This is a genomic window from Kaistia sp. UC242_56, from assembly GCF_044452255.1.
Taxonomy (GTDB): Bacteria; Pseudomonadota; Alphaproteobacteria; order Rhizobiales; family Kaistiaceae; genus Kaistia; species Kaistia defluvii_A.
In genome coordinates this window covers 3,155,440-3,174,006 of record NZ_JBIOAN010000002.1, presented here as the reverse complement: position 1 = coordinate 3,174,006, position 18,567 = coordinate 3,155,440, and the positions used below count along the sequence as shown (strand labels likewise).

17 protein-coding genes and 1 pseudogene are annotated in these 18,567 nt (G+C 66.1%); 12 read left to right on the top strand and 6 right to left on the bottom strand.

Features of this window, described 5'->3' with window-relative positions:
• Nucleotides 1-47 precede the first annotated feature (47 nt).
• Nucleotides 48-482, top strand: coding sequence for a hypothetical protein (locus tag ACHMWQ_RS17570; RefSeq protein ID WP_396308463.1), 435 nt, complete (start codon nt 48-50; stop codon nt 480-482).
• Nucleotides 483-576: 94 nt separating this feature from the next.
• Here the strand turns inward: ACHMWQ_RS17570 and ACHMWQ_RS17565 are convergent, their stop codons facing one another.
• The 3 genes from ACHMWQ_RS17565 to ACHMWQ_RS17555 form a co-directional block, all read right to left on the bottom strand.
• Nucleotides 577-1,947 carry an aspartate aminotransferase family protein gene (locus ACHMWQ_RS17565; RefSeq protein WP_396308462.1) on the bottom strand — a complete coding sequence of 457 codons (1,371 nt, stop codon included), beginning with the start codon at nt 1,945-1,947 and terminating at the stop codon, nt 577-579.
• Between the two features lie 44 nt (nt 1,948-1,991).
• Nucleotides 1,992-3,488 carry an NAD-dependent succinate-semialdehyde dehydrogenase gene (locus tag ACHMWQ_RS17560; RefSeq protein ID WP_396309472.1) on the bottom strand — a complete coding sequence of 499 codons (1,497 nt, stop codon included), beginning with the start codon at nt 3,486-3,488 and terminating at the stop codon, nt 1,992-1,994.
• Between the two features lie 132 nt (nt 3,489-3,620).
• Complete coding sequence (locus tag ACHMWQ_RS17555) at nt 3,621-4,106, bottom strand: Lrp/AsnC family transcriptional regulator (protein WP_396308461.1); 486 nt, start codon at nt 4,104-4,106, stop codon at nt 3,621-3,623.
• A gap of 86 nt (nt 4,107-4,192) precedes the next feature.
• On the opposite strand from ACHMWQ_RS17555, the gene ACHMWQ_RS17550 reads away from it, so the two are divergent.
• The 11 genes and pseudogenes from ACHMWQ_RS17550 to ACHMWQ_RS17500 all read left to right on the top strand — a co-directional run bounded on the left by ACHMWQ_RS17550 (nt 4,193) and on the right by ACHMWQ_RS17500 (nt 14,888).
• Nucleotides 4,193-5,578 (top strand): PLP-dependent aminotransferase family protein, encoded by a 1,386-nt coding sequence (locus tag ACHMWQ_RS17550; protein ID WP_396308460.1) that lies wholly within the window; start codon nt 4,193-4,195, stop codon nt 5,576-5,578.
• Nucleotides 5,579-5,698: 120 nt separating this feature from the next.
• On the top strand, nt 5,699-6,484 hold the full coding sequence (gene ehuA, locus ACHMWQ_RS17545) for an ectoine/hydroxyectoine ABC transporter ATP-binding protein EhuA (protein ID WP_396308459.1): 786 nt from the start codon (nt 5,699-5,701) through the stop codon (nt 6,482-6,484).
• A 68-nt stretch (nt 6,485-6,552) separates the two neighbouring features.
• Nucleotides 6,553-7,410: an ectoine/hydroxyectoine ABC transporter substrate-binding protein EhuB gene (gene ehuB / locus ACHMWQ_RS17540; protein WP_396308458.1), complete on the top strand. Its 858-nt coding sequence runs from the start codon at nt 6,553-6,555 to the stop codon at nt 7,408-7,410.
• 118 nt (nt 7,411-7,528) lie between these two features.
• The gene (gene ehuC, locus ACHMWQ_RS17535) at nt 7,529-8,188 is read left to right on the top strand and encodes an ectoine/hydroxyectoine ABC transporter permease subunit EhuC (protein ID WP_354549856.1); all 660 of its coding nucleotides are present in this window, start codon (nt 7,529-7,531) and stop codon (nt 8,186-8,188) included.
• A 34-nt stretch (nt 8,189-8,222) separates the two neighbouring features.
• A complete protein-coding gene (gene ehuD / locus ACHMWQ_RS17530; RefSeq protein ID WP_396308457.1) occupies nt 8,223-8,882 on the top strand; it encodes an ectoine/hydroxyectoine ABC transporter permease subunit EhuD in 660 nt (219 codons plus the stop codon).
• The gene (gene eutA, locus ACHMWQ_RS17525) at nt 8,879-9,670 is read left to right on the top strand and encodes an ectoine utilization protein EutA (protein ID WP_396308456.1); all 792 of its coding nucleotides are present in this window, start codon (nt 8,879-8,881) and stop codon (nt 9,668-9,670) included. The genes ehuD and eutA overlap by 4 nt, the downstream gene beginning before the upstream one ends.
• A complete protein-coding gene (gene eutB / locus ACHMWQ_RS17520; RefSeq protein ID WP_396308455.1) occupies nt 9,667-10,677 on the top strand; it encodes a hydroxyectoine utilization dehydratase EutB in 1,011 nt (336 codons plus the stop codon). Before eutA ends, eutB begins: the two co-directional genes overlap by 4 nt.
• Before the next feature lie 5 nt (nt 10,678-10,682).
• Nucleotides 10,683-11,675, top strand: a complete 993-nt coding sequence (gene eutC / locus ACHMWQ_RS17515; protein ID WP_396309471.1) for an ectoine utilization protein EutC — start codon at nt 10,683-10,685, stop codon at nt 11,673-11,675.
• A 46-nt stretch (nt 11,676-11,721) separates the two neighbouring features.
• Nucleotides 11,722-12,899, top strand: a pseudogene (gene doeA, locus ACHMWQ_RS17510) (ectoine hydrolase DoeA).
• A 2-nt stretch (nt 12,900-12,901) separates the two neighbouring features.
• A complete protein-coding gene (gene doeB / locus ACHMWQ_RS17505) occupies nt 12,902-13,903 on the top strand; it encodes a N(2)-acetyl-L-2,4-diaminobutanoate deacetylase DoeB (protein ID WP_396308454.1) in 1,002 nt (333 codons plus the stop codon).
• A gap of 100 nt (nt 13,904-14,003) precedes the next feature.
• Entirely contained in the window at nt 14,004-14,888 is an 885-nt protein-coding gene (locus ACHMWQ_RS17500) for a DMT family transporter (RefSeq protein WP_396309470.1), read from the top strand.
• A gap of 24 nt (nt 14,889-14,912) precedes the next feature.
• Here ACHMWQ_RS17500 and ACHMWQ_RS17495 read toward each other — a convergent pair whose 3' ends face one another.
• From ACHMWQ_RS17495 to ACHMWQ_RS17485, 3 genes are all read right to left on the bottom strand, one after another.
• Nucleotides 14,913-15,926, bottom strand: a complete 1,014-nt coding sequence (locus ACHMWQ_RS17495; RefSeq protein ID WP_396308453.1) for an HAD family hydrolase — start codon at nt 15,924-15,926, stop codon at nt 14,913-14,915.
• A complete protein-coding gene (locus tag ACHMWQ_RS17490) occupies nt 15,923-16,933 on the bottom strand; it encodes a formylglycine-generating enzyme family protein (protein ID WP_396308452.1) in 1,011 nt (336 codons plus the stop codon). Before ACHMWQ_RS17490 ends, ACHMWQ_RS17495 begins: the two co-directional genes overlap by 4 nt.
• A 445-nt stretch (nt 16,934-17,378) precedes the next feature.
• Entirely contained in the window at nt 17,379-18,095 is a 717-nt protein-coding gene (locus ACHMWQ_RS17485; protein WP_396308451.1) for a LuxR C-terminal-related transcriptional regulator, read from the bottom strand.
• Nucleotides 18,096-18,567: the final 472 nt, after the last annotated feature.

The window sequence follows — 18,567 nt, the reverse complement described above, 5'->3', positions numbered from 1 at the left end:
GCCGTTGCCGCCTTGTCCCGACCGCCGTGGAGCCATAGCCTCTGGGATTGCGATCCGGCGATTTGCGGGGCGCGCATGTCTTGGGGGCCATCTTGAGAAGTCTGTTTGTTGTCGCGGCTGTGCTCGTGCTGTCCGGTTGTGTATCCAGCCCGCGGGAGGATGCGTTGGCCAGCCAGCGTCCTCCATCGGCCGAGATCCGACGTGTGATCGTGCATGACGCGAAGGATTACCTGGTCGATCCCTATTCGGTTCGCGATGCCGAGATTTCGAGCGTCATGGACGCGCCCGGAGGCGAGGTGCAGTTTGTCTGCGTGAAGGCGAACGCCAAGGACGCGGCGGGCGGTTACGCCGGGCGCAAGGCCGTTTCCATTCGCCTGGTCGGCAAATATCCCGTCGGCATCAATCCAAACGCCGCCGCCTGCGCGGAGCCGCAATTGCGCTGGTATCCGTTCCCCGAGCTGGAAGCGCTCAGGAGGACCTAATGAAGGCCCGCCAGGATGAGTGGCGGGCCTTTCGCATCGTCTGGGAGGCAGCGCGGCCGGGCTGTGTCCGGGTCGCGCGGAAAGCGTCTCTATGTCAGGCGAAGACGGTCTTGATGGCGCTCGCCGCCGCGGCCACGACGATGTCGGCTTCCTCGCGGGTCATGCAGAGCGGCGGCGCGAAGCCGAGGATATCGCCCTGCGGCATGGCGCGGCCAATGACGCCGCGCTCCAGCAGCGCGGCCGAGACCTGCGGTCCGATCTTTCGCGCGGGATCGAAGAACGTCCGGTCTTCCTTGTCCTCGACGAATTCGACGGCCGCGATCATGCCGTCGCCGCGCACGTCGCCGACATGGGCATGATTGCGCACGGCCTGCGCCAGCTGCTCGCGGAAATAGGCGCCGGTCGAGCCGGCGTTCTCGACCAGGCCGAGCTCGTCGATCAGTTCGAGATTGGCGACGCCGGCCGCTGCGCAGATCGGGTGGGCCGAATAGGTCCAGCCATGGCCGATCGGGCCGAGCTTGTCGGAGCCCTGGAGCAGCACCTGCCACATCGGGTCGGAGACGATGACGCCCGACAGCGGCGCATAGGCCGAGGTCAGGCCCTTGGCGATGGTGATCAGGTCCGGCTTCATGCCGTAATGGTCGGAGCCGAACATGGTGCCGAGACGTCCGAAGCCGGTGACGACCTCGTCGGCGACGAGCAGGATGTCGTATTTCTCCAGCACAGCCTGGATCTTTTCCCAGTAGCCGGCCGGCGGCGGCACGATGCCGCCCGTGCCGAGGATCGGCTCACCGATGAAGGCGGCGATGGTGTCCGGCCCCTCGGCCAGGATCATCTCCTCCAGCTTGTCGGCGCAATGCTGCGAGAACTGTTCCTCGGTCTGCGAGCGATCCTCGCGGCGGAAGTAATAGGGCGCTTCCGTATGCAGGACCGGCGCGCGCGGCAGGTCGAAGGCGTTGTGGAACAGATGCAGGCCGGTGAGCGAGCCCGTCATCACGCCGGAGCCGTGATAGCCGCGCCAGCGGGAGATGATCTTCTTCTTCTCGGGCCGGCCGAGCACGTTGTTGTAGTACCAGATCAGCTTGATGTTGGTCTCGTTGGCGTCGGAGCCGGACAGGCCGAAATAGACCTTCGACATGCCTTCCGGCGCGCGGTCGATGATCATCTTGGAAAGGGTGATCGAGGCTTCCGTGCCGTGGCCGACATAGGCGTGGTAATAGGCCAGGTTCTTCGCCTGCTCGGCGATGGCGTCGGCGATCTTCTGGCGGCCATAGCCGACATTGACGCAATAGAGGCCGGCAAAGGCGTCGAGGCTGGTCTTGCCGTTGGTGTCGGTGATGTAGACGCCTTCGCCGCTGCGGATGACGCGGGTCGGCGTCTCGCCGCGGGCGTGCATGCCCATGTGGGTCGAGGGATGGAAGAAGTGGTCGCGATCCCAGGCGGTGAGTTCGTTGCGTCCGTCCATGGTCTATCCTTCAATGTTGGTGTCGCCGCGATCCGGGCTTCGGATCAGGCGGCGGTGTCGATGCAGAGATATTTGAGCTCGGTGAAAGCCTCGATGCCGTGGCGCGAGCCCTCGCGGCCGAGGCCGGATTGCTTCCAGCCGCCAAAGGGGATGGGGCCACCCGTGATCTTGACCCGGTTGACCGCGACCATGCCGTATTCCAGCGCCCGGCCGAGCCGCATCTGGCGCGCGCCGTTCTGGGTGACGACATAGGCGACGAGGCCGTATTCGGTGTCGTTGGCCCGCGCGATCACCTCCGCCTCGCTGTCGAAGACGGCAATGGCGGCGACCGGGCCGAAGGTTTCCTCGCGCATGATCAGCGCATCGTCGGGGACGTCGGCAAGCACGGTCGGCTCGTAGAAGAGCGGGCCGGCCTTGTGGCGCTTGCCGCCGGCCAGAAGCCGGGCGCCCCGTTTCAGCGCGTCGGCGACCTGCTCCTCGATCTTGGCGATGGCGCGCTCATGCATTAGCGGGCCGATCTCCACGTCCGGCTCCAGCCCGCCGCCAACCTTAAGCGCCTCGACGCGGGCCTTGAACGCCCTGGTGAAGGCCGCGAGCAAGGGGCGCTCGACATAGAGGCGGTTGGCGGCCAAGCAATCCTGGCCGGAGGTCGCGAACTTGGCGTCGATGGCGATGTCGACGGCCCTGTTGAGATCGGCATCGGCGAAGACGATCAGCGGCGCATGGCCGCCCAGTTCCATCACCAGCCGTCTCAGGCTGGGGGCGCAGGCGGCGGCGATGCGCTTGCCGATCTCCGTCGAGCCGGTGAAGCTCATGGCCCGAACGCGGGTATCGTCATTCATGCGGCCGACGATGGTGGCGGCGTCGCCGGTGACGACGTTGAAGACGCCGGCGGGGAGGCCGGCGCGCTCGCCGAGCTCGGCCAGCGCCAGCGCCGAAAGCGGCGTTTCGCCGGAAGGGTGGGCGACGACCGTGCAGCCGGCGGCAAGCGCCGCGGCGGCCTTTCGCGTGATCATGGCGGCGGGAAAATTCCACGGCGTCACGATGCCGACGACACCGAGCGCCTCGCGGCGCACTATCATCTCCGCGTCGGGCAGATGGCTTGTGACGTTCTCCGCGTTGAGGCGCTTTCCTTCCTCGGCATACCACTCGAGGAACGAGGCGGCGTAGTCGATCTCGCCCCGCGATTCCGCCAGCGGCTTGCCCTGCTCGATCGTCATCAGCAGCGCGAGGTCCTCGCGCGCTTCCAGCATCAGCCCGTGCCAGGTGCGCAGGATCGCTGCGCGCTGTTGCGGCAGTTGGTCCCGCCAGGACGGAAAAGCGCTGGCAGCGGCGGAAATGGCCTCGCCCGTCTGCTCGCCGTCGAGCGAGGCGACCCAGGCAAGCGGCACGCCGGAGGCTGGGTCGGTGACCTTGAAGCTGGCGCCGTCGCGGCCGGCTACCCAGCGGCCGCCGACATAGGAGAGATCGCGCAGCAGGTGGGGATCGCGAAGGCGGGCCAGCGCGTCGTGGAATGCGGTGCGGGCGAATACGGCAGCGATGTCGGCCTCCTCTGGCTGATGCGGAAGCCGAGTCTGCCAGAGGCCGGACGACAGATTGTCTATTGCCGGGGGCGGCCGCAGAGACTTTGGCCAAATCCGCCGCAGGCCGTAGTCAATCTCTCTGCGGGCGCATCACTCGGGGGCGGGGAGGAGGGTCTCCAGCGGCAGGACGGTCTCTTCCTTCACCGTCTTGGTGACGATGTAGGTGAAATAGCGGTCGATGCCGAGTTCGCGGTCGAGCAGGCTGTCGACGAGCCTCTGATAGGCATCGATGTCGGCTGCCATGATCTTCAGGATGTAGTCGACGCCGCCGCCGACAGACCAGCAGGCGACGATCTCCGGCGTCGCCGCCACCGCCCGCTCGAATCGGTCGAAGTCCGACTGGCGATGGCTGGCGAGCGTCACCTCCATCATGACGCTGGCGACCGGCGCCACGCGCCGCACGGCGATCCGCGCGTGATAGCCCGAGACGATGCCCGCCTTTTCCAGCTTGCGCAGGCGCATCCAGGCAGGCGTCGCCGACAATCCTACCTTCTCGGCCAGGGCCAGTTTGGTGACGCGCCCGTCGCGCTGGATCGCGTCGAGGATCTTGAGGTCGATGGCATCGAGTTTCGTCATGTCTGCCTGTGCAATCTATGCCTGAGCGACCATGGGAGCGGCATCGGGCCATTGTCAATTGCACTGATTTCCATCTCTAATGCGTCATGACAATCTGGCGACCCGATCCCACCCTCCTGAAGCGCCCGGCCTATCTCTCGCTGGCCGAGCAGTTTGCGCGCGCGATCCATGACGGACAGCTGCCGAACGCCACGCGTCTGCCGACGCACCGCAAGCTGGCTTACGAACTCGGCCTCTCCGTGCAGACCGTCAGCCGCGCCTATGAGGAACTGATCCGGCGGGGCCTGATTTCGGGCGAGATCGGGCGCGGCAGCTTCGTCCAGACCGTGCGCCGCGAGGTCGAGCCGCCCTATCTGCCGGAGCGCCTGGGCGAACTGATCGACCTGTCGATCCTGAAGCCCGTCTGCGAGCCCATGCATCTGGATCGGCTGAAGCAGGCGCTGACCTGGCTTGGCGAGCACCTGCCGTCAAGTTCGGGCCTGTCGTTCCGGCCCAATGTCGTGTTTCCGCGCCATCGCGCCATCGCGGTCGACTGGCTGAAGGTTTGCGGCATCACGGCGTCGCCCCAGAACATCAGCCTGACCAATGGCGCGACGGCGGCGATGACCGTGGCGCTGATGAGCGTCGCGCCGCCGGGATCGAGCGTCGCGACCGAGGCGATCGGCCATCACACGCTGGTGCCCCTGGCCAGCTACCTCGGCTTCAACCTGCATGGCCTGCCGATCGACAGCGACGGGATCATCCCGGATGCGCTGGACGAGGCCTGCCGCGTATCGGATATCCGCGCTGTTTTCATACAGCCGTCGGTGATCAACCCGACGGCGACGCTGATGAGCGAGGCGCGCCGCGCCGCGCTGGTCGAGGTCGCCCGCAAGCACGACATCGCCATCATCGAGAGCGACGTGCTCGGGCCGCTGGTGAGCGACCGGCCGGTGCCAATCGCCTGCATGGCGCCGGAGCGCACGCTCTATCTGACCAGCTTCACCAAGATCACCGTGCCCGGCCTGCGCATCGGCTATCTGCTCGCGCCGGACCGCTATGCGGCCGCCGTCGCCAACCGCCATCTCGTCTCGAACTGGATGGCGACGCCGATCATCGCCGAGATCGCCTCCAAATGGGTGACGGACGGTACGGCGATGGAGCTGGTGAACTGGCAGCGCAATGCGCTGCGGCGCCGCCAGGTCATCGTTGCCGAAATTCTGGGCGGCAGTCGCGTGCGGACCCATCCCAACGCGCTGCATCTGTGGCTGCCGCTTTCGGAAAATCACACCGAGGAAGGCTTCGTCGCGCAGGCGCGCCTGCAGGGGGTGGCGATTGCGCCCGGCGCCTCTTTCCGCACGTCGGACGCACCGTGGCAACCGGCCGTGCGGGTGTCGCTCGGCTCCACCACCGAGGCGGAATTGCGCACCGGCCTGGGCGTGGTGGCAAGGCTCCTGCTCGGCAAGCCTGAGTATCTATTGCTCGCAATCTAGGCTTCGCGGCCAGGAAATAAGCACAATAAGGAATAATTGTACTGATATTATTTTACGAATTGACATGATTTGATAAGTTACCCATCGTTTGGGGCATCTTACCTCGGTACCGGGAAGACAATGCCTCAGCCGATCATCCAGATTGACGCAATCAGCAAGAGCTTCGGCGCCTTCAAGGTGCTGGACCAGCTCTCGATGCAGGTGATGCCCGGCGAGAAACTGGCGCTCATCGGGCCATCGGGCTCCGGCAAGACCACCATCCTGCGCATCCTGATGACGCTTGAGCGCATCGATAGCGGCCACATCACGATCGACGGCGAACAGCTCTACCACATGGAGCGCAATGGCGGCCTTATCGACGCCGACGAGCGCCACCTGACGCGGATGCGGCAGAAGATCGGCATGGTTTTTCAGCTGTTCAACCTGTTTCCGCACATGTCGGTGCTCGACAATGTCGTGCTCGCGCCGATGCTGACCAAGGGCGTTGCCCGGGCCGCCGCCGAGAAGCGCGCCATGGAGCTACTCGACATGGTGGGCATGGCGGAAAAGGCGAAGGCGATGCCGGCGGAACTCTCCGGCGGCCAGAAGCAGCGCGTCGCCATCGCTCGCGCTCTCGCCCTCAGCCCCAAGATCATGCTGTTCGACGAAGTCACCTCGGCGCTCGATCCCGAACTGGTCGAGGAGGTGCTGAACGTCATGCGCAAGCTCGCCGCCGAGACCGACATGACGATGCTGCTCGTGACGCACGAAATGGGCTTCGCGCACGACTTCGCCGACCGCGTCCTGTTCTTTGATCGAGGCCGGATCGTCGAGGAAGGCAAGCCCGACGACATCTTCCGGCATCCCAAGCAGGAACGTACGCAATCCTTCCTGAAAAAGATCATCGCGGCAGGACTGCGGGTCTGACCGCAGCGCTGCCGTGCTGGCAAGAACCTTCCGCCGCAAGAGCCAATCAACCGAAGGAGTGGGGAACAATGAAGAAACTCGCATTCATGACCGGAGCCGGCGCATTCGCGCTCGGAGCCGCACTCGCCTTGTCCCTGCCGGCAGCGGCCCAGGACAATCCCAAGCTGGAACAATTGAAGGCACAGGGCTTTGCCCGCGTCGCCATCGCCAACGAGCCGCCCTATACGGCCGTCGCCGCCGACGGCAAGGTCTCCGGCGCGGCCCCCGAAGTCGCCCGCGAAATCTTCAAGCGGCTGGGCGTCGGCGAGATCGTTGCTTCGATCTCCGAATATGGCGCGATGATCCCCGGCCTGCAGGCCGGCCGCCACGACGTGGTGACCGCCGGCCTGTTCATGAAGCCCGAGCGCTGCGCCGCCGTTGCCTATTCGGAGCCGATCCTGTGCGACGCCGAAGCGCTTCTGGTGAAGAAGGGCAATCCAAAGGGCTTCAAGTCCTATGCCGATTTCGCCAAGGACGCCTCGGCCACGGTCGGCGCCCCGGGCGGCGGCACGGAAGAGAAGCTCGCGCTCGAAGCCGGCGTGCCGCGCGACCGCGTCATCGTCGTGCCCGATGGCCAGAGCGGCCTGAAGATGGTCCAGGACGGCCGCATCGACGCCTATTCTCTGCCGGTTCTCTCCATCAACGATCTGATGAAGAAGGCGGCCGACGAGAACCTCGAGGTCATCGCTCCGGTGGTCGGCGCGCCGGTCTATTGCGACGGCGCCGCCTTCAAGAAGGGCGACGAGGCCCTGCGCGATGCCTTCAACGTCGAGCTCGCCAAGATGAAGGAATCCGGCGAGTTCGCGAAGATCATCGAGCCCTATGGCTTCTCCGCCGCCGCGGCGATGTCGACCACGACGGCCAAGCTCTGCGCTCCCGCCACCTAGGCGGCTCGACCCTTCCTGTCGCGGGAAGGGTTCAATCGCGGATCCGGGGTGGAGGCCAGCATGCCTCCACCGTCCCGGCCCCATGCTCTCCCTGGCTTCTTGCGCAAGGCTCCCTCGATTGACCGATTGGTCCGGATATCTCAGCCTGATCCTGCAAGGCGCGGTCGTGACGGTGCAACTCACCGTAATGGGCTGTGCGCTGGCCCTGGTCATGGCTTTCGTGGCCGGGCTTGGCCGTCTGTCGCGATATGCCGCCCTCCGCTGGCTGGCCTCGATCTACATCGAGTTCTTTCGTGGCACGTCGATCTTCGTGCAGCTGTTCTTTGCCTATTTCGTGCTGCCGCTGGTGGGCCTGACGCTGACGCCGATGCAGGCCGGCGTGCTCGCGCTCGGTCTCAATGTCGGCGCCTATGGCGCGGAGGTCGTGCGCGGCGCCATCCTTGCCGTCGGCACCGAGCAATACGAAGCCTGCACCGCGCTCAACCTCAGCCGCTGGCAGGCCATGCGCAAGGTGATCCTGCCGCAGGCGCTCCTCTTCATGCTGCCGACCTTCTGCAACAACGCGATCGAACTGCTGAAGGCGACATCGGTCGTCTCGCTGATCTCGCTGGCCGACATGACGTTTCAGGCGAACATCGTCCGTTCGCAGACCGGCAACACGCTCATTCCCTTCGCCACGATCCTGATCCTCTACTTCGCCTTCGCCATGATCATCGCCTTCTCCATTCGCGCGCTGGAGCGCCGGATGGCGCGCGGCCTCGACGGAGTGCGTTCGTGATGGCCCCGGCTCCTTTCGCAGGAGAGACCCGCTGATGGATTGGGACTGGAACTTCGTCTGGCAGATCATGCCGACCCTCATCCAGGGCGTGAAGATCACCATCCTCGCCACGCTGCTCGGATCCATGCTGGCGGCCGTGGTCGGGCTTGCGATCGCCCTGGCGCGGCGGTCGGACAACCGGCTCCTGGCGCGCAGCGTCGGCTTCGTCGCCGAGTTCATTCGCGGCACGCCGCTGCTGGTGCAGCTCTATTTCATCTTCTACGTGCTGCCCGATATCGGCATCCTGCTGTCGCCGCTGCTGGCCGGCGTGATCGGGCTGGGCCTGCATTACGGAACCTATACCGCCGAGGTCTATCGCGCCGGCATCGACAACGTGCCGCGCGGCCAGTGGGAGGCCGCCAAGGCCTGCAATCTGAGCCACCGCCAGACCTGGCTGCGGATCATCCTGCCGCAGGCCGTGCCGCCGATGATCCCGGCGCTCGCCAACTATTTTATCGCCATGTTCAAGGAAACGCCTCTGCTCTCGGCCATCACCGTGATGGAGCTGATGAACCAGTCGAAGAGCGTGGCCAACACCTATTACCGCTATCTGGAGCCGATCACGCTGGTCGGCGCCTTCTTCCTGGCCATCAGCCTCGTGGCGGTCGTGCTGCTGCGCGTGATCGAGCATCGATATGGGCGGATTGCGAAATGACCGTTTCCCCGCAACACCCCGTGCAGATCGAGCTTCGTTCCGGGCGCCCGGAACTGGACGCGCGACCGCTGGCGAAGCGCGTCGGCCTGATCATCCTGGCGACCGACCACACGACCGAGCCCGATTTCGCGCGCATGGTGGCGAGCGAGCGGACCGGCGTCTATGTGGCGCGCATTCCCTATGCCAATCCGACAACGCCCGAGAATCTGCGCAAGATGCAGCCGGAACTGACGGCGGGCGCGGGCCTGATCCTGCCCGGCGAGAGCCTGGACGCCATCTGCTATTCCTGCACCTCGGCCTCGGTCGTAATCGGCGATGAAACCATCGAGGCGGCGATCCGCGAGGCCAAGCCCGGCGTTCCCGTGGTGACGCCGCCGCTCGCGGCCGTTGCCGGGCTGAAGGCGCATTCGGCGCGGCGCATCAGCATCCTGACGCCCTATACGATCGAGACCAGCCGGCCGATGGCGGACTATTTCAGCCGGCATGGCTTCGAGATCGACCGCTTCACCTGCTTCGGCTTCGACGACGACCGCGAGATGGCGCGCATTTCCCCCCAGGCGCTGGTGGAGCTTGCGCGTGAGGTCACGGCGCCCCAGTCCGACGCGCTGTTCCTCTCCTGCACGGCGCTGCGCGCGGCGCTGGCCATCGTCGGCATCGAAGCCGCAATCGGGCGCCCCGCCGTCAGCAGCAACCAGGCCTCCGCCTGGCAGTGCCTGCGCCTGACCGGGGACGACACGGCCTATCCGCAATTCGGCCGGCTGATGACCTTGCCGCTGCGTGCCGCATGAGCGTGTCGCTTGCCGATATCCGCGCCGCCGCCCAGCGCATCGCCGGCAGGATCGAGCCGACGCCGACGGTGCTGTCCGCCTCGCTCGGCGCGGTCGCCGGCGTTCCCGTGCATCTCAAGCTCGAGCATCGCCAGAGCACCGGCAGCTTCAAGCTGCGCGGCGCGACCAACGCGATCCTGCAGCTCAGCGACGCGGAGAAGGCGCGCGGTGTCGTCGCAGCCTCTACCGGCAATCACGGCCGCGCGCTCGCCTATGCCGCGAGCCTGGAGGGTATGCGCGCGGTGATCTGCATGTCTCGGCTCGTGCCCGGCAACAAGGTGGCGGAGATCGAGCGTCTCGGCGCGGATGTGCGCATTGTCGGCAACAGCCAGGATGACGCCCAGGTCGAAGTCGAACGGCTGGCGAACGAGGACGGGCTGGTGATGCTGCCGCCCTTCGATCACCCGCACGTCGTCGCGGGGCAGGGGACGCTCGGCATCGAAATGATGCAGGCCGTGCCGGACGCCGCAACCATCCTCGTCCCGCTTTCCGGCGGCGGTCTCGCGGCCGGCATTGCCGCGGCGGTCAAGGCCATGAACCCGGCGACACGGGTGATCGGGATCTCGATGGCGCGCGGCGCGGCGATGAAGGCCAGCCTCGATGCCGGCCGCCCGGTCCTCGTCGAGGAACTGCCGACGCTGGCGGATTCGCTCGGCGGCGGCGTCGGGCTCGACAACCGCGTCACCTTCGCAATGTGCCGCGACCTGCTGGACGACGTCCTGCTGCTCGGCGAGGCCGAGATCGCAGCCAGCATCCGCCATCTCTACGAGCAGGAGCGCGAAGTGGTCGAGGGCGCCGGCGCGGTGGGCGTCGCCGCGATCCTCGCGGGCAAGGTGCCAAGTGACGGGCCTGTTGTGGCTCTCGTCTCCGGCCGCAACATCGACATGACGCTGCATCGCCAGATCGTCAACGGCGAGCCGACCCGCTTCGAGGCCCTGGATTCCGCGAACCCGGAGCGCGTCGCATGACCTCCATGACCTCGATGACCATCCTCACCGAGACGGATCTGCGCGAGATCGTGATGCTCGATCTCGACGCCGTCGCCTGTGTCGAGAACGCCTTCCGGGCGCTGGCGACCTTGCCGGTCGCGATGCCGCCGATCCTGCGCCTCGACATTCCCGAGCATCGCGGCGAGGTCGACGTGAAGACGGCCTATGTGCCGGGCGTCGACGGCTTCGCGATCAAGATCAGCCCCGGCTTCTTCGACAATCCGAAGCTCGGGCTGCCCAGCGTCAACGGCATGATGGTGCTGCTTTCCGCCCGGACCGGCCTGGTCGAAGCGCTGCTGCTCGACAATGGCTACCTGACCGATATCCGCACAGCGGCCGCCGGCGCCGTCGCAGCCAAATACCTGGCGCGGGCCGATGCCTCCGTCGCGACGATCTTCGGGGCCGGGGTGCAGGCGGGATTGCAGCTGGAGGCGCTGGCGCTGGTGCGGCCGATCGCCGAGGCGCGGATCTGGGCGCGCGATGGCGCCAAGGCTGAGGTTCTTGCCGAAAGGCTGAGCGACAAGCTCGGCATTCGCGTGCGCGCCGAAACGAATGTGGCGCGGGCCGTGGCCGGGTCCGACATCCTCGTCACCACGACACCCTCGACCGAGCCGCTGTTCCCGGCCGGCCTCGTCGAGGCGGGCCAGCACATCACGGCGATGGGCTCGGACGCGGAGCAAAAGAACGAGATCGCCCCGGCGCTGATCGCCATGGCCGATCTCTACGTCGCCGACAGCGCCCGGCAGACGCGCATCCTGGGCGAACTGCACCACGCCATCGCGGCGGGGCTGATCGAGGCGACGGCCGAGGTCGCCGAACTCGGCCAGATCATCGCCGGTTCGCGGCCGGGCCGCGGCACGAGCCGCGACATAACCATCGCCGACCTGACCGGGACCGGGGTCCAGGACACGGCGATCGCCACGCTGGCTCGCGACCGCGCCCGCGCGGCGAAGGCCGGCACACCATTCGAAACCTGAAATTCCGGCCCGTTCGAACGGACCCAACAAGCAGGACGTGAGGAAAATGCAGCCCAATCTCAAATTCACGCGCGCCGAATATGCGGAGCGGCTGGCCAAGACCCGCCGCGCCATGGAGGCGAAGGGCGTCGATCTGCTGATCTGCTCCGACCCGTCCAACATGGCCTGGCTGACGGGCTATGACGGCTGGTCGTTCTATGTGCATCAGGCGGTCCTGGTGCCGCCGGATGGCGAGCCGGTCTGGTTCGGGCGCGGGCAGGACGCCAATGGCGCGAAGCGCACGGCCTACCTCGCGCATGACAACATCGTTCCCTATGCCGACCACTACGTCCAGTCGACCGAGCGGCACCCGATGGACTACCTCTCCAAGGTCCTGGCCGACCGGGGATGGGGCAGCCTCACCATCGGCGTCGAGATGGACAATTACTATTTCTCGGCCGCCGCCTTCGCCTCGCTGCAGAAGCATCTGCCCAATGCCCGCTTTGTCGACGCGACCGCGCTGGTCAACTGGCAGCGCGCGGTGAAGAGCGCGACCGAGATCGACTACATGCGCAAGGCCGCTCGCATCGTCGAGGCGATGCATGGGCGCATCGTCGACAAGGTCGAGCCGGGCATGCGCAAGTGCGACCTCGTCGCCGAGATCTATGACGCCGGCATTCGCGGCACGAAGGAATTCGGCGGCGATTATCCCGCCATCGTGCCGCTGCTGCCCTCGGGCGCGGATGCCTCCGCGCCGCACCTGACCTGGGACGACAAGCCGATGCAGCTCGGCGAGGGCACGTTCTTCGAGATCGCCGGCTGCTACAATCGCTATCACGTGCCGCTGTCGCGCACGGTCTTCCTTGGCAAGCCGACCCAGGCCTTCCTCGACGCCGAAAAGGCGACGCTGGAAGGCATGGAGGCGGGGCTCGCCGCTGCCCGGCCCGGCAACACCTGCGAGGACATTGCCAATGCCTTTTTCGCCGTGCTGAAGAGCTACGGCATCGTCAAGGACAACCGCACCGGCTATCCGATCGGCCTGTCCTATCCGCCGGATTGGGCGAGCGCACGATGAGCCTGCGCCCCGGCGACAAGACCGAACTGAAGCCGGGCATGACGTTCCACTTCATGACGGGGCTATGGCTGGAGACGATGGGGCTCGAGATCACGGAATCCATCCTGATCACCGAGACCGGCGTCGAGTGCCTGGCCAATGTGCCGCGCAAGCTGGTTGTGAAAGGCTGATCATGGCCCACGAGACCCGGCCGTCGCCGATTGCGCCCAGCGTCGATTTCGACAGGGACGGCATCCAGCATGGCCACCTTCGCCTGCCGCACAGCCGCGACGACTCGGCCTGGGGCTCCGTCATGATCCCGATCTGCGTGGTGAAGAACGGGGCAGGGCCGACGGCCCTGCTGACCGGGGCGAACCATGGAGACGAATATGAGGGACCGCTGGCGCTGTTCGACCTGGCGCGGCGGCTCGATCCCAAGGACGTTTCCGGCACGGTGATCATCGTGCCGGCGATGAACTATCCGGCTTTCCGCGCCGGCACGCGTACCTCGCCGATCGACAAGGGCAATCTGAACCGCGCCTTCCCCGGCCGGCCGGACGGGACAGTGACGCAGAAGATCGCCGATTATTTCCAGCGCGAGCTGCTGCCCCGCGCGGACCTGGTGCTCGACTTCCACTCCGGCGGCCGGACGCTCGACTTCCTGCCCTGGTGCGCGGCGCACGTCCTGTCCGACAAGACGCAGGAAAAGGCCTCGTTCGACGCGGTCGAGGCCTTCGCCGCGCCCTGGTCGGTCAAGATGCTGGAGATCGATACGGTCGGCATGTACGACACCGCCGCCGAGGAAATGGGCAAGATATTCGTCACCACCGAGCTCGGCGGCGGCGGCACGTCGACGGCCGCCAGCGTGCGCATCGCCCGGCGCGGCGTCGCCAATGTGCTGCGCCATGCGGGCATCCTTGCCGGCGAGATCGAGAAGGCGGAGACCACCTGGCTCGACATGCCGGATGGCTGCTTCTGCTTCGCCGAAGCCGACGGTCTCATCGAGACGATGGTCGATCTCGGCGAGCCGGTCGAGGCGGGCCAAGTGGTGGCGCGGATCCATCCGGTCGGCGGCACGGGTTTCGCGCCGCAGGAGATCCGGTCGGGTCTTTCCGGCCTGCTCGCCGCGCGGCATTTTCCCGGCCTGGTCCAGGCTGGCGACTGCGTCTCCGTCATGGCGGTCCGGCTCGATTGAGTCACCCGGCCGCCGGGCGGCACCCTTGTGAAGCGGCGTCGGCTTTCGGCGGGAGATGGCTGTCCTTGTCGCGGCAATCGCCTCCCGCCTTTGTCCCGTCATGAAAGCACCGGCCTTGCCGTCCTCCGGCCTGTCGCTCGCCGCCCTGGTGGCGGGTGCCGTCATCATCGGCCTCTCGCCGATCTTCGTGCGCCTGTCGGAACTCGGGCCGATGTCGACGGCCTTCTGGCGCGTCGGGCTCGCCCTGCTGCCGCTGCTGGCCTGGCGGGCGTCCGGCCCCGCGGCATCGCAGGCCAATCAGAATCCGCGCTCGCTCCGCGATGTCGCCGCCCTGGCCCTGCCGGGCGTGCTGCTGGCCGGCGATCTCCTGGCCTGGCACATCTCGATCCACATCACCTCGGTGGCCAACGCCACGCTGCTGGCCAATCTGGCGCCGATCTTCGTCGTTCTCGGAAACTGGCTGCTGTTCCGGGCCACCGTGACGCGGATGTTCCTGATCGGCCTGGCGCTCTCCCTCCTCGGCGTCGCCGTGCTCAGTCGCGGCGGGGCGGCGGGCGGCGAAAGCCATGTCGGCGGCGACGCCTTGGCCTTCCTCGCCGCCGCCTTCTATGCCGGCTATTTCCTCGCCCTCTCGCGCCTGCGCAGCCGCTACTCGACGCTGACGACGCTGTTGTGGTCGTCCGGCGCTGCCGCCCTCTGCATCCTGCCGGTGGCGCTTGTCTTCGAGCCGGCTCTCTGGCCGTGGACGATCTATGGCTGGGCGATCGTGCTGGGGCTCGCCTGGGTCTGCCATGTCGGAGGGCAGGGGCTGATCATCTATGCACTGGCCCTGTTGCCGGCGTCGTTCTCATCGCTCACGCTTCTCATCCAACCAGTGGTCGCGGCCTGCGTGGCATGGCTCGTGCTGAACGAACCGCTCGGCGGCCTGCAGGCGCTCGGCGGCGCGATCGTGGTAGCGGGCATCCTCCTGGCCAGGAGAGGCTGACACTTTTGGGGGAGGGCGGATGCCTCACTTCTCGAAGGGATAGATGACCTTCCAGTCGTCCTTCATGTCGACGATGGTCCAGCCGCGCTTCGGCGCTTCGTCGAGCGCCCTATCGAGCTTGCCGATGCGCGAATCCCGGTCATAGGCCCATTCGCGCTTGGCGTCGGTGTGATGGATGATCATGCCGAAGCGCGGGCCGTTGTTGAGCGTCGTCCATTGCAGCATCTCGAGGTCGCCATCGGAATTGCCAGCGGCGAAAACCGGGCGCTTGCCGATGAAGCGGTTGATGCCGACGGGCTTGCCGGGGCCGTCATCGACGAATTCGATCGCCGGCAGCTTCTGGATGGTGGGCGTGTCGCCGTCGAGCTTGAATTGAGTCTTGCCGGAGGAGCCGACGACCTGATTGGGCGGGATGCCGTAGACGCCTTCGGTCCAGGGTCGCATGAACTCGACGCCGCCGCCGGAGACGATGAAGGTCTGGTAGCCATTGGCCCGCAGATAGGCGAGCAGTTCCAGCATCGGCTGAAACACGAGCTCCGTGTAGGGCTTGTCGAAGCGCGGGTGACGCGCCGTCTTTGTCCACTCCATGACGGAAGCGGCGAAATCCTCGACCGACATGCCGGAAGATGTCGCGGCGAGCAGTTCCATGATGCCTTTTTCGCCGCCGGCCAGCAGCGTCTTGCTGTCGCCTTCCAGCACCGCCTGGAAGGGCTGCGTGTTCTTCCATTCCGGATGGTCCCCAGCCATCGCCTTGACCCGGTCCAGCACGAAGGCGAGCTGGAAATAGAGGGGCTGCTCGGACCACAGGGTGCCGTCATTGTCGAAGGTGGCGATGCGGTCCCCCGCCGCGATGAAATCGGGACCGGGCGTCGTCGTGCGCGTCACGAAATCGACGATGGCGGTCTTGGTCGCGCCATCGTTCCAGGAGGGAAGCGGGTCGGCCTGCGCGGTTGCCGGCAGAAGGGCTGCACAGGCGAGCGCCGCCGCGACGCCGAGCTGGATCAGGGCCCGCCGGGTGAGGGCGAGGGCGGGCGTCATAGCCGGTCCTCCTCGCGGCTGGAAGGCGCGGCATCGAACGGCATGCGCCGGACGCAGCGGAAGCCGACATGGCTGGTCGAGGTGTCGATCGCCTCGGCATGACGGGCGGCTGGGCGATAGCGGCGGCAATAGTTCGGCGCGCAGAGATGCGAGCCGCCCTTCAGCACCTTGCGGGGAATGCGGATCGCCGGCATGCGCGGGTCGTAGCTGGCGTCGACCGGACCGCCGCGCGGGTTTTCCGGCACGCAGCAGGCCTTCGGCGCATCGGCGGGATGGCGCGTCGACCACCAGTCGCCCGTCCACTCCCAGACATTGCCGATCATGTCATACAGCCCGTAGCCATTGGGCGGGTAGGCGCCAACGGGCGAGGTGCGCAGATAGCCGTCGGTCATCAGGTTTTCGGAAGGAAACTGGCCCTGCCAGGTGTTGGCCATCTCGCGCCCGTCCGGATTGAACTCGTCGCCCCAGGCATATTCGGCGCCCTCCAGCCCGCCGCGCGCCGCGAATTCCCATTCCGCCTCGGTCGGCAGTTCCTTGCCGGCCCAGCGGGCATAGGCTTCGGCGTCGGAATAGGCGACATGCACGACCGGATGGTCGTCCAGGCCCTTGATCGAACTGCCGGGGCCGGCCGGCCGGCGCCAGTTGGCGCGGAAGCGGAACGCCCACCATTGCGACCAATCGCGGGTGTCTACGGGATGGCTGGGCGGCGTGAACACCAGCGAGCCGGCCTTCAGCATATGCGGCAGGGCGCCGGGATAGTCCTTCGGGTCCGGCGGAATTTCCGCGAAGGTGACATGGCCGGTCGCCTCGACAAAGGCGCGGAACTGCGCGTTGGTCACCGGCGTCGGATCGATGAAGAACCCGTCCACCGTGACGCGGTGGGTCGGCTTCTCCTCCGGATAGTGGTCGTCCGACCCCATGCGGAACGTGCCGCCGGGAATATAGACCATGCCGGAGACGGAAGGTTGTGCCGGCTGGCTGGGCCTCGCCGTCGCAATGGTGCTCATCGGCTTGCCCCGGCGCACAAAATAGGCCCGAGCACGGGCCCGACCCAGGCTATCGGGGATGCTGTGATCCCTCGGGAGATCTTCATGACCCTCTCCTGCGTTTCCAGAATGAGGCGGCGGCGCTTTGCACGGGTGTGTCTCGAAGAAGGAGAACCTGGCTGCGTTTTAGGTCCGTGAATGGGCCATGACGGGTTCCGGGCCGTAGTCGTCTCGCCACCCGAAATGGCGGGCGGCCGGATGTCGGCGAGGCGGTCCATTCATGCTTCCGTATGCCGTCGGGTTCCCGGAGTATTCCAAGTCGCCGTAGAAGGCGCCTCAGCCGTGAACCTGTCTCTCCATCCTGCCACCGTTGCCGGGCCGTTGACAGTGCTGACGTAGGGGATTCCTCGGATTCTGGCGCAATCGGGATTTCCGAGGGCCTGCTGTCTACTTCGGCCTGTGCGTCTTACAGCGCCGCGTAGATCGCGGCCGCCTGGGCGCGCGAGCTTACCTCGAGCTTCTTCAGGATTTCGATCACGTGGTAGTCGATCGAGCGCTTTGACTGCGAGACGATCACCGCGATCTCGACGTTCGATTTGCCGTTCGCCATCCATTTGAGAATTTCGCGCTGCAGCGAGGACAGCGCGCGAAACTTGGCGCTCGCGCCGGATTCCTGGCCGGACGCCAAGCCGACGGCGGCGGCCTTGGCCCTGGCCATCATGGCGACGATCGAGACGGCATGCGTCACGTCCTTGTCGTGCTTGCGGTCGGCCAGGGACAGCAGGGTCAGCGCGCCGAGCTTGTCCGGGCTTCCCGGCAACGGGACCGTCAGGCCGCCGAAAACTCCAACGTGTTTTATGTATTCATAATAGTCGGGGTGGCCGTTCTGATTCCAACTCGGCGTTTGCCAGTAGAGCGGATCGGTGCCCGTCGCGGCATAGTCGAGCAGGGGATCGCGCTCCGCCCAGCCATCGCCAGCATAGGCGACCAGATCGTCGTAGGACCAAATGGTCAAGGTCGGCTCGGTCATGAATTCGCGCTTGGCGCTCTTCTCGAACGCGATATTGAAACTGTCGAATCCCAGCGACTGTACCGCCGCATAGAGAGCTACCTTTAACTCTTCCTTGTCACCTGCGCCGGAAATTCCGGCAACAGCTCTTGAGGTCAAGTGAAGTAAGCTCACGCAGTGCCTCCTTGCTATTTTATTTCAATTTTTGAAGTATTTTTGGTTCCTGCGAAGTGCATAAAGAATACAACCTGGCGCCTATCAGGGCAACCTGGGATTGGCAACTGTTTATCCAGTCGGTTGATCTGATGGGCTTGGTCTGGCTAGGTTTGGCGCCAAGATTAGTAGTGTTACGTAGCGGCATTCTTTCTGCATTTGATGCCGGGCGCGTTGTTTCCCGCTCAAATGCGTCTCGTCGCGTTCCGGGCGGCGCGACCTCGGCTGTGGATATCCTAAGCGCTTGGCGCTGGCTGTGGTGGACTGTACATTGCAACCGCACCGCGACGGGGCGGACGGCATCGGCGCCATCTCGCCGTCGCCGGATAGGGGCATGATGGGATTGCGGAGACGGATCGGCAGCCTTGGCTTGGACGATCGGCCCGTACGGAATGAGTACTGCCTGAGGAGGCCCTGACGTGACTTCCGACCC

What these genes read in the sequence shown, in the direction of transcription:
- ACHMWQ_RS17565 (WP_396308462.1), bottom strand. Translation starts at nt 1,947, where the DNA reads ATGGACGGACGCAACGAACTCACCGCCTGGGATCGCGACCACTTCTTC.
- ACHMWQ_RS17555 (WP_396308461.1), bottom strand. Translation starts at nt 4,106, where the DNA reads ATGACGAAACTCGATGCCATCGACCTCAAGATCCTCGACGCGATCCAG.
- ACHMWQ_RS17550 (WP_396308460.1), top strand. Translation starts at nt 4,193, where the DNA reads ATGACAATCTGGCGACCCGATCCCACCCTCCTGAAGCGCCCGGCCTAT.
- ehuA (WP_396308459.1), top strand. Translation starts at nt 5,699, where the DNA reads ATGCCTCAGCCGATCATCCAGATTGACGCAATCAGCAAGAGCTTCGGC.
- ehuB (WP_396308458.1), top strand. Translation starts at nt 6,553, where the DNA reads ATGAAGAAACTCGCATTCATGACCGGAGCCGGCGCATTCGCGCTCGGA.
- ehuD (WP_396308457.1), top strand. Translation starts at nt 8,223, where the DNA reads ATGGATTGGGACTGGAACTTCGTCTGGCAGATCATGCCGACCCTCATC.
- eutA (WP_396308456.1), top strand. Translation starts at nt 8,879, where the DNA reads ATGACCGTTTCCCCGCAACACCCCGTGCAGATCGAGCTTCGTTCCGGG.
- eutB (WP_396308455.1), top strand. Translation starts at nt 9,667, where the DNA reads ATGAGCGTGTCGCTTGCCGATATCCGCGCCGCCGCCCAGCGCATCGCC.
- eutC (WP_396309471.1), top strand. Translation starts at nt 10,683, where the DNA reads ATGACCTCGATGACCATCCTCACCGAGACGGATCTGCGCGAGATCGTG.
- doeB (WP_396308454.1), top strand. Translation starts at nt 12,902, where the DNA reads ATGGCCCACGAGACCCGGCCGTCGCCGATTGCGCCCAGCGTCGATTTC.
- ACHMWQ_RS17500 (WP_396309470.1), top strand. Translation starts at nt 14,004, where the DNA reads ATGAAAGCACCGGCCTTGCCGTCCTCCGGCCTGTCGCTCGCCGCCCTG.
- ACHMWQ_RS17495 (WP_396308453.1), bottom strand. Translation starts at nt 15,926, where the DNA reads ATGACGCCCGCCCTCGCCCTCACCCGGCGGGCCCTGATCCAGCTCGGC.
- ACHMWQ_RS17490 (WP_396308452.1), bottom strand. Translation starts at nt 16,933, where the DNA reads ATGAGCACCATTGCGACGGCGAGGCCCAGCCAGCCGGCACAACCTTCC.